This is a genomic window from Umezawaea tangerina (genome assembly GCF_003002815.1).
In the GTDB taxonomy this organism is placed as follows: domain Bacteria; phylum Actinomycetota; class Actinomycetes; order Mycobacteriales; family Pseudonocardiaceae; genus Umezawaea; species Umezawaea tangerina.
This window is the reverse complement of the sequence record NZ_PVTF01000013.1, coordinates 217,057-229,803: the sequence shown is the minus strand read 5'-3', so window position 1 is coordinate 229,803 and position 12,747 is coordinate 217,057. Positions and strand designations below refer to the sequence as shown.

The 12,747-nt window shown below is 70.8% G+C and carries 13 protein-coding genes; 8 read left to right on the top strand and 5 right to left on the bottom strand.

What is annotated here, in order from left to right; genetic code table 11:
* Positions 1–320: 320 nt before the first annotated feature.
* Positions 321–533 carry a tautomerase family protein gene (locus CLV43_RS36635; protein ID WP_106193492.1) on the bottom strand — a complete coding sequence of 71 codons (213 nt, stop codon included), beginning with the start codon at positions 531–533 and terminating at the stop codon, positions 321–323.
* Between the two features lie 127 nt (positions 534–660).
* Between CLV43_RS36635 and CLV43_RS36630 the strand changes: the two genes are divergently transcribed.
* On the top strand, positions 661–1,539 hold the full coding sequence (locus CLV43_RS36630; protein WP_106193351.1) for a helix-turn-helix transcriptional regulator: 879 nt from the start codon (positions 661–663) through the stop codon (positions 1,537–1,539).
* A 6-nt stretch (positions 1,540–1,545) separates the two neighbouring features.
* Here CLV43_RS36630 and CLV43_RS36625 read toward each other — a convergent pair whose 3' ends face one another.
* Positions 1,546–2,835 (bottom strand): ABC transporter substrate-binding protein, encoded by a 1,290-nt coding sequence (locus CLV43_RS36625; RefSeq protein ID WP_106193349.1) that lies wholly within the window; start codon positions 2,833–2,835, stop codon positions 1,546–1,548.
* A gap of 241 nt (positions 2,836–3,076) precedes the next feature.
* Positions 3,077–3,469 carry a hypothetical protein gene (locus tag CLV43_RS36620; protein ID WP_106193348.1) on the bottom strand — a complete coding sequence of 131 codons (393 nt, stop codon included), beginning with the start codon at positions 3,467–3,469 and terminating at the stop codon, positions 3,077–3,079.
* 142 nt (positions 3,470–3,611) lie between these two features.
* Between CLV43_RS36620 and CLV43_RS36615 the strand changes: the two genes are divergently transcribed.
* Positions 3,612–4,772 (top strand): L-talarate/galactarate dehydratase, encoded by a 1,161-nt coding sequence (locus tag CLV43_RS36615; protein ID WP_106193490.1) that lies wholly within the window; start codon positions 3,612–3,614, stop codon positions 4,770–4,772.
* Between the two features lie 364 nt (positions 4,773–5,136).
* Positions 5,137–8,220 carry an AfsR/SARP family transcriptional regulator gene (locus CLV43_RS36610; RefSeq protein WP_106193346.1) on the top strand — a complete coding sequence of 1,028 codons (3,084 nt, stop codon included), beginning with the start codon at positions 5,137–5,139 and terminating at the stop codon, positions 8,218–8,220.
* A 5-nt stretch (positions 8,221–8,225) separates the two neighbouring features.
* Here CLV43_RS36610 and CLV43_RS36605 read toward each other — a convergent pair.
* Positions 8,226–9,025, bottom strand: a protein-coding gene (locus CLV43_RS36605) for an IS5 family transposase (protein ID WP_425445792.1) whose coding sequence is annotated in 2 segments (ribosomal slippage) — positions 8,226–8,692 and positions 8,692–9,025 — 801 coding nt in all. Because the reading frame shifts where the segments join, the coding sequence is not laid out codon by codon here.
* A gap of 588 nt (positions 9,026–9,613) precedes the next feature.
* Positions 9,614–9,814: a hypothetical protein gene (locus tag CLV43_RS36600; RefSeq protein ID WP_106193345.1), complete on the bottom strand. Its 201-nt coding sequence runs from the start codon at positions 9,812–9,814 to the stop codon at positions 9,614–9,616.
* Positions 9,815–10,002: 188 nt separating this feature from the next.
* Here CLV43_RS36600 and CLV43_RS36595 point away from each other — a divergent pair, with 188 nt between their 5' ends.
* The 5 genes from CLV43_RS36595 (at position 10,003) to CLV43_RS36575 (ending at position 12,727) form a co-directional block, all read left to right on the top strand.
* Positions 10,003–10,959, top strand: a complete 957-nt coding sequence (locus tag CLV43_RS36595) for a hypothetical protein (protein ID WP_106193343.1) — start codon at positions 10,003–10,005, stop codon at positions 10,957–10,959.
* The gene (locus CLV43_RS36590) at positions 10,956–11,567 is read left to right on the top strand and encodes an OvmZ protein (protein ID WP_146175037.1); all 612 of its coding nucleotides are present in this window, start codon (positions 10,956–10,958) and stop codon (positions 11,565–11,567) included. Before CLV43_RS36595 ends, CLV43_RS36590 begins: the two co-directional genes overlap by 4 nt.
* Positions 11,564–11,743, top strand: a complete 180-nt coding sequence (locus CLV43_RS36585; protein WP_106193340.1) for a hypothetical protein — start codon at positions 11,564–11,566, stop codon at positions 11,741–11,743. Before CLV43_RS36590 ends, CLV43_RS36585 begins: the two co-directional genes overlap by 4 nt.
* Before the next feature lie 317 nt (positions 11,744–12,060).
* The gene (locus tag CLV43_RS36580; RefSeq protein ID WP_106193338.1) at positions 12,061–12,312 is read left to right on the top strand and encodes an acyl carrier protein; all 252 of its coding nucleotides are present in this window, start codon (positions 12,061–12,063) and stop codon (positions 12,310–12,312) included.
* Positions 12,313–12,352: 40 nt separating this feature from the next.
* Positions 12,353–12,727 (top strand): ectoine synthase, encoded by a 375-nt coding sequence (locus CLV43_RS36575; RefSeq protein WP_106193337.1) that lies wholly within the window; start codon positions 12,353–12,355, stop codon positions 12,725–12,727.
* Positions 12,728–12,747: the final 20 nt, after the last annotated feature.

Below are 12,747 nucleotides of genomic sequence, written 5' to 3'. Positions count from 1 at the left end.
TGAACTTGCGAGCGTTCACGAGTCGCACCGCGGTGTGCATTCCATGGCTGTCTCCTTTGACAGGCCATGGCACCGGGTTGGCGACCCCGGAAGGTTTCCGGACGAAACCGGCAACCATTCAGGGCGGTCCGGCGCCGTATCAATTGGTCCGGTATTCGCGATTCGACCCCACTATTCGGGGGAATGCGCCGGACTGTCAACGGCGCGCCGGTGATCCTGTCCGGGTTGTCAGCCCGCGCCGAACCGGTGCGCCCGAACGGCCTACGCTGGTGGTCGCGCGGCGTCCGGCGCGGTGTCCGCCCACCGCGCCGGACCACCGGTCACGTCTCGGAACCGGTGAGCATCGCGAGGGTCAGCACTCCGCCGGAGATGCCCCAGCCGCCGTCGGCGACCTCCTCGACCAGCACCATCGTGGTGGCGCGGGCCCGGTCGCCGAACGTCTCGGCGTACAGGTCGGTCACCTTGACGACCAGCTCCTCCTTCTGCGCCGCGGACAGCGTCCCCGCGGGGACCTTCAGGTTGGCGAACGGCATGTCCATCTCCCACTGCTCGGTGTTGTCACCACGACGATGGCCCCGCTGCGGGAGGGCAACCAGTTGCCGTCCACCCAGGGGGTGGCACCCCCTGGTCCGGTCCCGGCGGTGACCGCACACTGGTGACGTGAACCTGCCCGAGCTCGGAGCCTTCCTGCGGACCCGGCGCGCCCGCATCACGCCCGCCGAGGTCGGGCTGACCACCGGTCCGCGCCGCCGCGTCCCCGGCCTGCGCCGCGACGAGGTCGCCACCCTCGCGGGCGCGTCGGTGGACTACTACATCGAGCTGGAACGCGGTCGCGGCGTGCAGCCGTCCGCGCAGATGCTGGGCGCGCTGGCCAGGGCGCTGCGGTTGGACGACGACGAGCGCGACCACCTGTTCCGGCTGGCCGACCGGCTGCCGCCCGCGTCCTCCGGGAGGTCGGCGCACGTGCAGCCCGCGATGCTCGCGCTGCTGGACCGGCTCGACACGACCCCGGCGCAGATCATCACCGACCTGCACGAGACGCTCGTGCAGAACCGCCTCGCCGAGGCGCTGATGGGTCCTCCCCCGCACACCTCGGGGCCGGAGGCGAGCTTCGTGCACCGGTGGTTCACCGACCCGGAGGCGCGGGCGGTCTACCCCGAGGACGACCACCCGCACCACTCGAGGGTGCTGGTGCACGACCTGCGCGCGGCGGTGGCCCGTCGCGGGCACGACAGCCCGACCACCGCGATGGTGACCCGCCTGCGCCGGGCCAGCCGCGAGTTCGCCGACCTGTGGGACACCGGCGACGTGGCCGTGCGGCGCGGCGACCGCAAGCGGGTCATCCACCCCGAGCTGGGCGAGGTGGACGTGCACTGCCAGAACCTGTTCAGCGAGGACGGCAGGCAGCGCCTGCAGTTCTTCACGGCGCCGCCGGGCAGCCCGGCCGTCGAGCAGCTGCGGCTGCTCGGGGTCATCGGCGTCCAGCGCCTGGGCGACGACCGCCTCCCGGCACCGGGCGGCACGTCGCCGAGGCGCTGAACGCCCCTACTTGGCGACCTTCTCGGCCTCGGCGACCGCCTGCTTCCACGCCTCGTCGGCCTTCGTGCCGTGCTCGACGGCCTGGAGCGCGTCGCTGAACACCTTGTCCTGGATCTGCCCCGACCCCGGTCCCTTGTGCTGCGCGGCCGGGACCTTGTTGGCCTGCTCGGCGAACAGCGCGCCGACCTTGGCGTTGCCGAAGTAGGGGTTGGTCTGGTTGAGCAGCGCGGGCGAGAGCAGGGCCTCGTTCTGGCTCGGGAACGCGCCCTTCGCGGTGAACGCCTTGATCTGCTGCTCCGGCGCGGTCAGCCACGCGGCCAGCTCGGCGGCCTCCTTCGGGTGCTTGCTCTGCTTGGGCACGGTCAGGAACGACCCGCCCCAGTTGCCCGCGCCGCCGGGGAAGGCGGCCGTGACGGCCCACTTGTCCTCGTTCTCCGGACCGGCCTGCGCCTCGATCACGCCGAGCATCCAGGACGGGCAGGTCTTCGTCGCGAAGGCGCCGGTCTTGAACGCGGTGTTCCACTCGTTGCTGAACGCGACCAGGTTCGCCGACTGGCCGTTCCGGACCGCCGCGGTGACCTGGTCCCAGTCGGCCTTCACCGCGGGGTTGGTCTCCACGACGAGCTTGTCGTCCAGGTCGTAGTAGCCGACCTTGTTCTGGTTGACCATCGCGTTGAACACCTGCGAGGCGCTGTCGAACCAGGCCTTCCCGCCGGAGTTCTCCACGAACTTGTCCCCGGCGGCGAAGTACTTCTCCCACGAGGAGAACAGGTCGCCGACGGCCTCGGGGTCCGACGGCAGCCCGGCGGCGTCGAAGAGGTCGCGGCGGTAGCACATGGCCATCGGGCCGATGTCGGTCCCGTAGCCGATCAGCTCGCCGTCCTTGGTGCTGGCCGAGTCGGACTTCCACTGCAGCCAGCGCTCCGCCGTGACGTCGGAGGGGCCGATCTTGGAGAGGTCGTTGAACTGGTCGGCCTTGGCCATGACCTGGGCGATCCAGCCCTCCTCCACGGCCTCGACGTCGGCCAGGCCCGACCCGGCGGCCATGCGCGTGAACAGCGCCTGGTGGTGGTCGTCGGCCTTGCCGGTCTTGCGGTGCACGATCCGGACGTGCGGGTGCGTGTCCTGGTACTGCTTGAGCAGGTCCTCGTAGCCGAACTCGTTGAAGGTCGCCACGGACAGCTCGATGTCGGCAGTGGCCGCGTCGGCCCCGTCACCCGTGCCGCAGGCGGTCGTGGCGGCGAGCAGGGCGACGCAGAGCAGGGCGGGGACACGTCTGAGCGGGTGGTGCGGCACTTGCGGACTCCTCTGCCGGGGAACCGGGGCTGGGAGCGCTCCCAGACAGGGAGTGTGTGTTGTGCCGCACAGGGGTGTCAAGCGCTTGTGTCCAGCCTGTTACCGGCGGACGACGGTGCTTCTGATCAGCGAGTATAGCGAGCTGCGCTCGCGAGTGGACATTCGACGCGCGGTCGAATCGCCGTGTTCCGGGGAGGTCGCGACGGACCGCGCACACCCCGGAACACGGGGTCACCGGACGTCAGAAGTCGTCGGCCGCGGTCAACTCGTGCTCGAAGGCGTCCGCGTGCGCCACGACCAGCCGCAACGGGCGTTCGAACTCCTCCTGGACGCTCAGGTCCTCCAACGGCACGGTGTGCTTGAGCAGCGCGACGCCGTCCACGACCGCCGCGGCGCCCACGAGCGTGGTGCCCGCCAGCTCCAGCAGCCGCGCGGCGTCGACCGCGTCCGCCCGGCCGACCGGCGAGGAGATCTCGACCCACGCCACGCCGTCGCCGTCGGGCACGTGGTGCAACGACACCTGCTGGGTGCGGTCCGCCGCGGTGTCGAGCCGGAACCGCAGCCAGTCGTCCGTCTCCTCCAGCACCTCGTACCGGACCCGGACATAGTTGATCACTTCGGACCAGGTGGTCACCGTTTGTCGCCTCTCGCCTGCCAGATCTTCACGCGGGGTGCAGCATCTCATGTCGAGCCCCGTACCAGGTGGGAACGCGCGATCGTGAGTCCTCGTCCGTTGTGGACGACACGGCGCGCGTCGACAGGCCAGAGTGGTGGTCATGACCGCTCACGAGGCGCCGGGCGCCGACCCCACCGGACGCGACCGGATCTCCAGGATCCGGCTGTCGCGGACCCACCTGCCGCTGGCCACGCCCATCAGCGACGCGAAGGTCCTGACCGGCAGGCAGCGGCCGATGACCGAGGTGGTGTTCCTGTTCGCCGAGATCACCACCTCCGACGGGCACGAGGGCATCGGCTTCAGCTACTCCAAGCGCGCGGGCGGGCCGGGGCTCTACGCGCACGCCGTGGAGATCGCGCCCGTGCTGCTGGGCGAGGACCCCAACGACATCGGCAGGCTCTGGACGAAGCTGGTCTGGGCGGGCGCCTCGGTCGGGCGCAGCGGGCTGGCCACCCAGGCCGTCGCCGCGTTCGACATCGCGCTGTGGGACCTCAAGGCCCGGCGGGCCGGCCTGCCGCTGGCCAAGCTGCTCGGCGCCCACCGCGACTCGGTGCGCTGCTACAACACCTCCGGCGGCTTCCTGCACACGCCGACCGCGCAGGTCCTGGAGAACGCGACCGCGACGCTCGCGGCGGGCATCGGCGGCATCAAGATCAAGGTGGGCGACCCCGAGCGCGGCGCCGACCTGCGCCGGGTCGCCGCGGTCCGCGAGCACGTGGGCGACGGCGTGCCGCTCATGGTCGACGCCAACCAGCAGTGGGACCGGCCGACCGCCCAGCGGATGGGCCGGGCGCTGGAGGAGTTCGACCTGACCTGGATCGAGGAGCCGCTGGACGCCTACGACGCCGAGGGCCACGCCGCGCTCGCCGCGAGCCTGGACACCCCGGTCGCCAGCGGGGAGATGCTCGCCAGCGTCGCGGAGCACTGGGAGCTGATCCGGCACAGGTCGGTCGACGTCATCCAGCCCGACGCCCCGCGCGTCGGCGGCATCACCCAGTTCCTCAAGCTCGCCGCGCTGGCCGACCACCACCAGCTCCAGCTCGCACCGCACTTCGCGATGGAGATCCACCTGCACCTCGCGGCGGCCTACCCGCACGAGCCGTGGGTCGAGCACTTCGACTGGCTGGAGCCGCTGTTCACCGAGCGGCTGCGCACCGGGGACGGCCGGATGCACGTGCCCGACCGGCCCGGCCTCGGTATCACGCTCACCGAACAGGCGCGGCTCTGGACCAGGGCGTCCCACGACGTGAGCGCCCGGTAGCGCAAGAATGCGGTTCCACGAAGTCAAGCGGGGGTGGGACCGCCCGCACCGTGCTAGTACGTAAGAATTGGGTTTCTTTGACGTCACCACCGCACTACCGCGAGCGAACGGAAATTGACCGACTGGGTGAGTACAGGTCATCCGGACGCCGCAGGTGGAGGCACGGGAAGTCACCGCACGCGACACTCCTCGCTTCGGAGTGCGCAAGTGGTGGGGAGGAACAGGACCGGTGGAATTCACGAATCGCGGACCGGGCGCGCCCGGTCCCGGACCGGGCGCGTTACCGCGTCCTTGAGGAAAGACCGGTCCGCCGCGCGAAAAAACGCGGCGGACACGTCTCATCGCGTATCTGGGAGGACGCAGAGTGGGACTCAGACTTCTCGGGCCGGTCGAGCTCGTCCTCGACCGGCGCTCGCTCGACCTCGGCGGCCCGCGGCAGCGGATCGTCCTGTCGATGCTGGGCCTGAACGCCAACCGGGTGGTCCCGGTGGACCAGCTCGTCGACGCCGTGTGGGACAGGTCCCCGCCGTCGACGGCCCGCGGCCAGGTGCAGATCTGCATCTCGGCGCTGCGCCGGATCTTCGCCGACGCGGGCCAGGGCGACGCCATCAAGACCCGCCCGCCCGGCTACCTGCTGGAGATCGCCCCGAGCGAGCTGGACAGCCTGGAGTTCACCGCGCTGGTCACCGCGGCGCGCGCCCACTCCGACGCGGGCCGCCCCGAGGAGGCCGCGACGACGCTGCGCGGCGCGCTCGCGCTGTGGCGGGGGTCCGCGCTCTCCGGTGTGCCGAGCGACCTCGTGCAGCGCGGTGCCGCGCTGTGGGAGGACCGGCGGCTGGCGGCCGTGGAGGAGCTGATCCGGCTCGACCTCGAGCTGGGCAGGCACGAGGAGATCAGCGGCGACCTGGGGACGCTCGTCGAGGAGCACCCCCTGCGCGAACGGCTGCACGGGTTCCTGATGCTCGCGCTGTACCGGGCGGGCAGGCAGGCCGAGGCGCTGGAGGTGTGCCGCCGGGCGCGCAGCACGCTGGTCGAGGAGGTGGGCATCGAGCCGGGCCAGGAGCTGCAGGACCTGGAGCGGGCGATCCTCAACCGCGACCCGAAGCTCTCGCTGCCCGCCGCGGGCACCGCCCCGGTGGCCAAGCGCCCGTCCGCCTCGCCGGTGGCCGAGCAGCAGCCGGTGGTCCCCCAGCAGCTGCCCGCGAGCATCTCCGACTTCACCGGCCGGGAGGGGCACCTGGACGAGATCCGGCAGCTGGTGTCCGGCGGGGCGGACGGCTACGGCATGCCGATCGTGGCGATCTCGGGAAAGGGCGGCGTCGGCAAGTCCAGCCTCGCGGTGCGGGTGGCCCACGAGCTCAGCAGCGGGTTCCCCGACGGGCAGCTGTACGCGGACCTGCGGACCCCGCACGGCGACGACCACACGGCCAACCTGCTCGCGCGGTTCCTGCGCGCGCTCGGGGTGGCGGGCACCGCGGTGCCCGACGACGTGGACGAGCGGGCGGAGCTCTACCGCAGCAGGCTGTCGGGCAGGCGGCTGCTGCTGGTGCTCGACGACGTGTCCGACGAGCACCAGGTGCGCCCGCTGCTGCCGGGCAGCCCGACGTGCGCGGTGGTCACCACCAGCCGCGCCCGGCTCAGCGGCCTGTCCGGCGCGCACTGGATCGACGTCGGCATGTTCGACGTCGACCAGTCGGTCGAGCTGCTCGCCAAGATCGTCGGCCGCGACCGGGTCGAGGCCGAGCAGGCCGCGGTGGTGGAGCTGGTGACGTTCTGCGGCGGCCTGCCGCTGGCGCTGCGGATCGCCGGGGCCCGGCTGGCGTCGCGCCCGCACTGGCGGGTCGACGGGCTCGTGCGCAGGCTGCGCGACGAGGCCCGCAGGCTCGACGAGCTGGCCCACCACGGGCTGGAGCTGCGGTCCAACATCGGGCTGACCTACAAGGTGCTCGACCCCGAGGAGCAGCGGCTGTTCCGGCTGTTCTCGCTCGTGCAGGCGCCGGACTTCCCCGGCTGGACGGCCGCGGCGCTGCTGGACACCAGCCTGGTCGAGGCCGAGGACGTGCTGGAGAGCCTGGTCGACGCGCAGCTGCTCGACGTCGTGAAGTACCCGGACTCCGTGCACGTGCGCTACCGGTTCCACGACCTGATCCGGGTCTACGCCGGGGAGAAGCTGCTGGAGGTGGAGAGCGAGGCCGACCGGGCCGCCGCGCTGACGCGGGTGCTCGGAGCGTGGCTCGCGCTCGCCGAGGAGGCGCACCGCCGCGAGTACGGCGGCGACTACACGATCCTGCACGGCACCGCACCGCGCTGGCGCGACCCCGACGGCGCGGCCGCCGAGGCCATCGGCAACCCGATGGACTGGTGGGAGGGCGAACGGCGGGCGCTGGTGGCCGCCGTCCGGCAGGCGGCCGACGCGGGACTGGACGAGATGTGCTGGGACCTGGCGCTGACCTCGGTCACGCTGTTCGAGGCGAAGGGGTACTTCGACGACTGGCTGGAGTGCTCGCGGGCCGCGCTCGACGTGACGGCGGCGGCGGGCAACCGGGTGGGGCACGCGGCGATGCGCTACTCGCTGGGCACCCTGCACATGTTCCAGACCCGGCTCGCCGAGGCGGACGAGTGCTTCACCACCGCGTTGGGGATCTTCCGCGCCGAAGGCGACGCCCACGGCTGCGCCCTGGTGCTGCGCAACGCCGCCCACATCGACGGGCTGCGCGGCGACATCAGGTCGATGCTCGAGAAGTACGCCGAGTCGCTCGCCACCATGCGCGTGGTCGGCGACCGGGTCGGCGAGGCGCACATCCTGCGCAGCATGGCGAAGTTCCGGATGGACGAGGGCGACACCGCGACGGCCCGCGAGCTGCTCGACGACGCGCTGGCCATCTGCCAGGAGGTCCACTGCCTGCGCACCGAGGCGCAGGTCGTGCACCGGTTCGCCGAGCTCCACCTGGCCACCGGCCAGATCGACGAGGCGCGGCAGGCGCTGCACCGGGTGCTGCGCATCGTCCGCGACACCGGTGACCGGATCGGGGAGGTGCACGCGCTGTACGGGCTCGGCCTGCTGCGACACCGGGAAGGGCGGCTCGACAACGCGGAGACGACGCTCGTCCACGCGCTGGACCTGGCGCGGCGGGTGGGCGAACAGCTGATCGAGGCCAAAGCGCTGTACGGGCTGGGCGAGATCGCGTTGGCGCGGGGCGGCGACTCGACCGGGGTGACGCACCTGGTGGAGGCGCGGAGGCTGTTCGACGAACTGGGGTCGGCGCTGTGGCACGCGCGGACGCTGGTGCTCCTGTCGGAGATCCACACGAACGACGGGGACTCGGCGCTGGCCGGGGAGAAGATCGAACAGGCGGCGAGGCTGCTGGCGGAGGTGGACTCGAAGGAGTCGGCGCAGCTGTTGGCGGGGCTGCGATCTTCGCGGGACGCGGTGGTGCCGGGGGCCTAGAACTCCTAACAAAGTCCGAGGCTGGCCAGTCGGCGGAAGCAGATGATCGCGCATGCCAAGCGCAAGAAGGCCTCGTGGATGTCGTCGCGGATCTCCCAGCGAACCCGCAGTCGCCGGAACCAGTGCAGCAGCGCGATGCTCTGCTCGACCACCCAGCGGTACACGCCCAGCCCTGAGCCGTGTTCCTCGCCGCGTCGGGCGATGAACGGCGTGATCCCGAGGTGGCGCACCTGTGTGCGGTACTTGTCGTGGTCGTAGCCGCGGTCGGCGTAGAGCGTGTCGGGCCGCCGTCGCGGTCGGCCACGGCGACCGCGCACCGGTGGGATCGTCTGGATCAGCGGCATCAGCTGAGTGACGTCGTTGCGGTTGCCGCCGGTCAGCGAGAACTGCAAGGGAATACCGTGCGCTTCGGTGATCAGATGGTGCTTCGAGCCAGTTCGGGCACGGTCGACCGGGCTCGGTCCGGTTTTGGGCCGCCTTTCATGGCCCGAACGTGAGAGCTGTCGATCACCGCCCTCGACCAGTCCAGTGCGCCGGCCGCGTGCAGCTCGGCGAGCAGGGTCTCGTGCAGTCGTTCCCACACCCCGGCGGCGCTCCAGTCCCGGAGTCGTCGCCAGGCGGTCATGCCGGAGCCGAAGCCCAGTTCCCGGGGCAGGAACTCCCACTGAATGCCGGTATAGAGCACGAACAGGATGCCGCACAACACCTTGCGGTCATCCAGTCGAGGACGTCCAGGGTGACGAGGATCGTGCGGAACGACCGGTAGTAGAGGCTCGATACGTGCCCACAACTCGTCGGACACGATCCAGGGTGGCCGCTGACCCTTCCTCACATCCTGATCAACAACTCAAGTGAACAACCTATTCCAAGATCAGGTTTTGTTAGGAGTTCTTAGGGGGCGGCGGCGGGGCTGGCGGGCCCTGTGTGTCGTGGTTGTGGGGTTTTGGGTGCGTTGGTGCCGGGTGGTTGGTCGACGCCGGGTATGGGGTCCGTTGAACTTGACAACGGGTATTGGATCCGCCGAACTTGACACCGGGTGTGCGAGCCGCCGTGTGTCCCGCCCGGTGTCGCTGCCGCGGACTCCGGGTGCGGCCGGCTTGACTTGGGGCCCCTTTTTTGGGCTTCGTCGGGCGAAAAAGGGCAGGTGGTAGAGCCTGCCCGCCGACCAATTTTAAGCCCAAAAACCCCAAGTCAAGCCGGCCGCACGGCGGACGGGTACTGCTCACTTCCAGCGTGGTGAGCGGGGGTGGTCACTGCCGTTGTGGTGATCAGGCAGGTTCGCTCGGTGCTGTGGTTGTTGGCCCCAGTGTGTTCATTGCTGTGTGTTCGTTGCTGTGTTGTCGTGCTTGAGCGGTATTGCGTGCCTTGTTGCCTTGCCTTGTTTGATCTGTTGTCAGCGTTCGACGTTCGGGACGCAGGCGTTGAGGTCGGTGCTCCAGTGGGTGTCGGCGGGGCAGTCGGACGTCACGGTCCCCCAGTGCGTGTCCTCGGCGCTGACCGTCGTCGCCTGGCCCGAGGCGATCGCCGCGAGGAGGGCGGTGCCGGAGAGGAGGGAGACGAGGGCGGGGGCGGCGAGCTTGCGGCTGACGAACATGGTTTCCTCCGGTGTTTCTGCTGGCTGCTCCTGGTCTGGGATCAGTTGACAGGGGGTCGCCATCGGTCGGCCTTCCGCGCGCTGTCGGTGCGCCTTCGGTCGGCCGATAGCCGATCGAAAGAGGGTCGACAAGGGGCGGCCGCACAGTGTTCGCAGGTGATACACGCGAACATGGGAGGAGGTCCGGGATGGACGGCCCGATGCTCCGGTTGAGTGCGGACGATCTGTGCACGGCCATCGCCGGGGTCGACCCGGTGCCGGTGCTCGCCGCGGAGCTGATGGCGGCGCGCGGGGACGCGGGCGCGGTGTCGGGTGTGCGGTGGGGTGAGGCGCGCGGGGAGTTCGCGGTGCTGGAGGACACGGCCACCGGCGAGCGGTGCGCGTTGCCCGCGGTGGCCCTGAGGGCCTACCGGGCGGCGGCGTTGACGGCGCTCGCGGCCCGGCAGCTGCTCGCGCCGGGGGTGGTGACCGCGTCGGTGATCGGCTCGGGTCTGGCCGCGCAGCTGCAGCTGATGGTGATCGCGCGGCACGTGCCGGACGTCAGCCACGTCGCGGTGTGCGCGCTGACCGGCGACCGCGGTCTCCCGGTGTCGACTCGGGTGGTCGACCAGCTCGACCACGCGGGCATCGGGCTGGCCGTGACGACCCACGTCGACGAGGCCGTGTTCGGCGCGAACCTGGTGGCGGTCACCGGGTTCGACGCCGACGTCATGCGCATCGACCACCTGGCCAAGGGGGCGGTGCTGGTCAACGCGACCGGCAACGACCTCCCGGAGCACCTGGTGGACGGGGCGAACCAGGTCTACGTGGACGACCCCGCCCTGCTGGACTCCGCCGGACACCGCCACTTCGCGCGGCGGCGTCCGTCCACGGAGGACACGGTGTGCGGGGCGCGCAGGCACGACGGGGCGCGGCGGGAGCGCGGGATCGAGTCCGACCTCGGCACCGTCCTCACCGGCGCGCACCCCGGCCGCACCCGGCTCGACCACGTGCTGCTGGTCGAACTGCTCGGCACGACCGCGCTGGACCTGGCTCTGGCGAGCCTGGTGCACCGGGCCGCGCTGGTGCTCGGCCTCGGCGGGTTCGTCACCGAGGGGCCCGCCGCTCCCCCGTCCACGACCACCGCCACGAGGAGTGAGTCATGACGAAGTCGTTGTGCCGGGCGCCTTCCTGCGCACGGCAGGTGAGCGGACCGGGTCCGCGGGTGTGCTCCGGGTGCCGGGACGCCGTCGCAGGCGACCTGGCGCTCCTGGCCGACCTGCACGAGGCGTGCGCGGAGGCGTTGACGCCCGGCAGGCGGCCGATGGCCGAGCGGGTCGGCGGGCACCGGCCCGCCGGGATCGCGCTGGACGACACCGCGGTGTCGGTGCGGTCCGACGTGCTCGACGCGCTGGTCTCGTGGGCGGGGATGGTGGCCGCCGAGCGCGGGACACCCGGACCCGGCGGGCGTTCGGTGCCGCGGCTGGTGGGGTTCCTGACCGGGCAGCTGGACTGGCTGCTCGGGCACGACGCGGCGGCGGACTTCGTCACCGAGGTCGCGGACCTGGTCGCCGCCGCCAAGGCGGTGCTGGAGCCCGATCCCGTGCGGCGCAAGGAACTCGGGCCGTGTGGTGAGCCCGGATGCCCGCACGTCGTGCTCGCGACGCTGCGCACGGGCCGGGCGGCCGAGGTGGCCTGCGCCGCCGGGCACACCTGGTCGCCGGGCCGCTGGCTGCTGCTGAGCAGGCGCGCGGCCGCCGGGAGCGCGGCGTGAGCGCCGGGCCGAGGCGGCGCACGGTGCCCACCGACCTGGCCGCGCTCGCCGCGGGTGTCTCGGAGGCGACCATCCGCAAGTGGGCCAGCCGCGGCAAGCTCACCCGCCACGGCAGACCCGGAAGGGCCGAGTACGACCTCGACGAGGTGTGCGACCTGGTGAACGGGCGCGCCTGACCCACCGCCAGCGTTACCGATTACTTGGCGTCTTTTGCGAATCAATGAGGCCCTTGTGCGAATGAGGGCCTCATTCGCATGCCCGGAAAAAGGCGTCGGAAGACGTCCGAAAAACTCCATGGAAAAGGATTGACGTGAGGCGCGGTCGGCTGTCACGCTTTGAGCACGGCACCGCTGTGCCCACATCGAATTACCCCCTCCCGATCGTTCCGGGATTTCCTGCGAAATCGTCGCACGTGTCCGACCGTGCGATCTGGGGCCCATTGTCGTGTTCGCGGCCGGAACGACGTCCTCCTGTAACCACGAGAGGAAATCCCGTGACGATCGAAGTCGAGATCAAGCAGTACGTGGTGTCCAGCTTCGCCCCCGACGTGCCGCCCGACCAGCTGCCCTCCGACCTGGACCTGCTGGACAACGGCGTGGTCGACAGCCTCGGTCTGCTGCGGCTCATCGCGTGGGTCGGCGACAAGTACGACATCCCGGTGGACGAGATGAACATCTCCCCGCTCCAGTTCAGCTCGGTGGACTCCATCCAGGGGTTCATCCGGGAGACGCGCAGTTTCGTCTGACCCTGTTCGACCCCCACTTACGACGGGAAAGGTGCAAGCGATGATCGTTCGCGAGAAGTCCGAGGTCAACTGCGTCGACTGGGGCAACGGGCTCAGCTTCCGTTTCCTCGTGGAAACCGACGGAATGGGGTTCACCGTGGCGCACACGGTGGTGAAGGCCGGTTCCAAGTCGCCGCTGCACTACCGCAGGCACCTCGAGGCCTGCTACTGCATCTCCGGCAGCGGCCAGGTGATCGCCGCCGACGGCACGGTCCACGAGATCGAGCCCGGCGTCATGTACGCGCTGGACAACCACGACGAGCACTTCCTGATCGCCGCCCCCGAGGGCGACATGGAGCTCATCAGCGTGTTCAACCCGCCGTTGCAGGGCGATGAGCGGCACAACTTCGACTCCGACGAGTTCTCCCACTACTAGCCCGGTCGCCGGCCGGGGTG

What these genes read in the sequence shown, in the direction of transcription:
- CLV43_RS36635 (WP_106193492.1), bottom strand. Translation starts at nt 533, where the DNA reads ATGCCGTTCGCCAACCTGAAGGTCCCCGCGGGGACGCTGTCCGCGGCG.
- CLV43_RS36615 (WP_106193490.1), top strand. Translation starts at nt 3,612, where the DNA reads ATGACCGCTCACGAGGCGCCGGGCGCCGACCCCACCGGACGCGACCGG.
- CLV43_RS36600 (WP_106193345.1), bottom strand. Translation starts at nt 9,814, where the DNA reads ATGTTCGTCAGCCGCAAGCTCGCCGCCCCCGCCCTCGTCTCCCTCCTC.
- CLV43_RS36595 (WP_106193343.1), top strand. Translation starts at nt 10,003, where the DNA reads ATGGACGGCCCGATGCTCCGGTTGAGTGCGGACGATCTGTGCACGGCC.
- CLV43_RS36590 (WP_146175037.1), top strand. Translation starts at nt 10,956, where the DNA reads ATGACGAAGTCGTTGTGCCGGGCGCCTTCCTGCGCACGGCAGGTGAGC.
- CLV43_RS36575 (WP_106193337.1), top strand. Translation starts at nt 12,353, where the DNA reads ATGATCGTTCGCGAGAAGTCCGAGGTCAACTGCGTCGACTGGGGCAAC.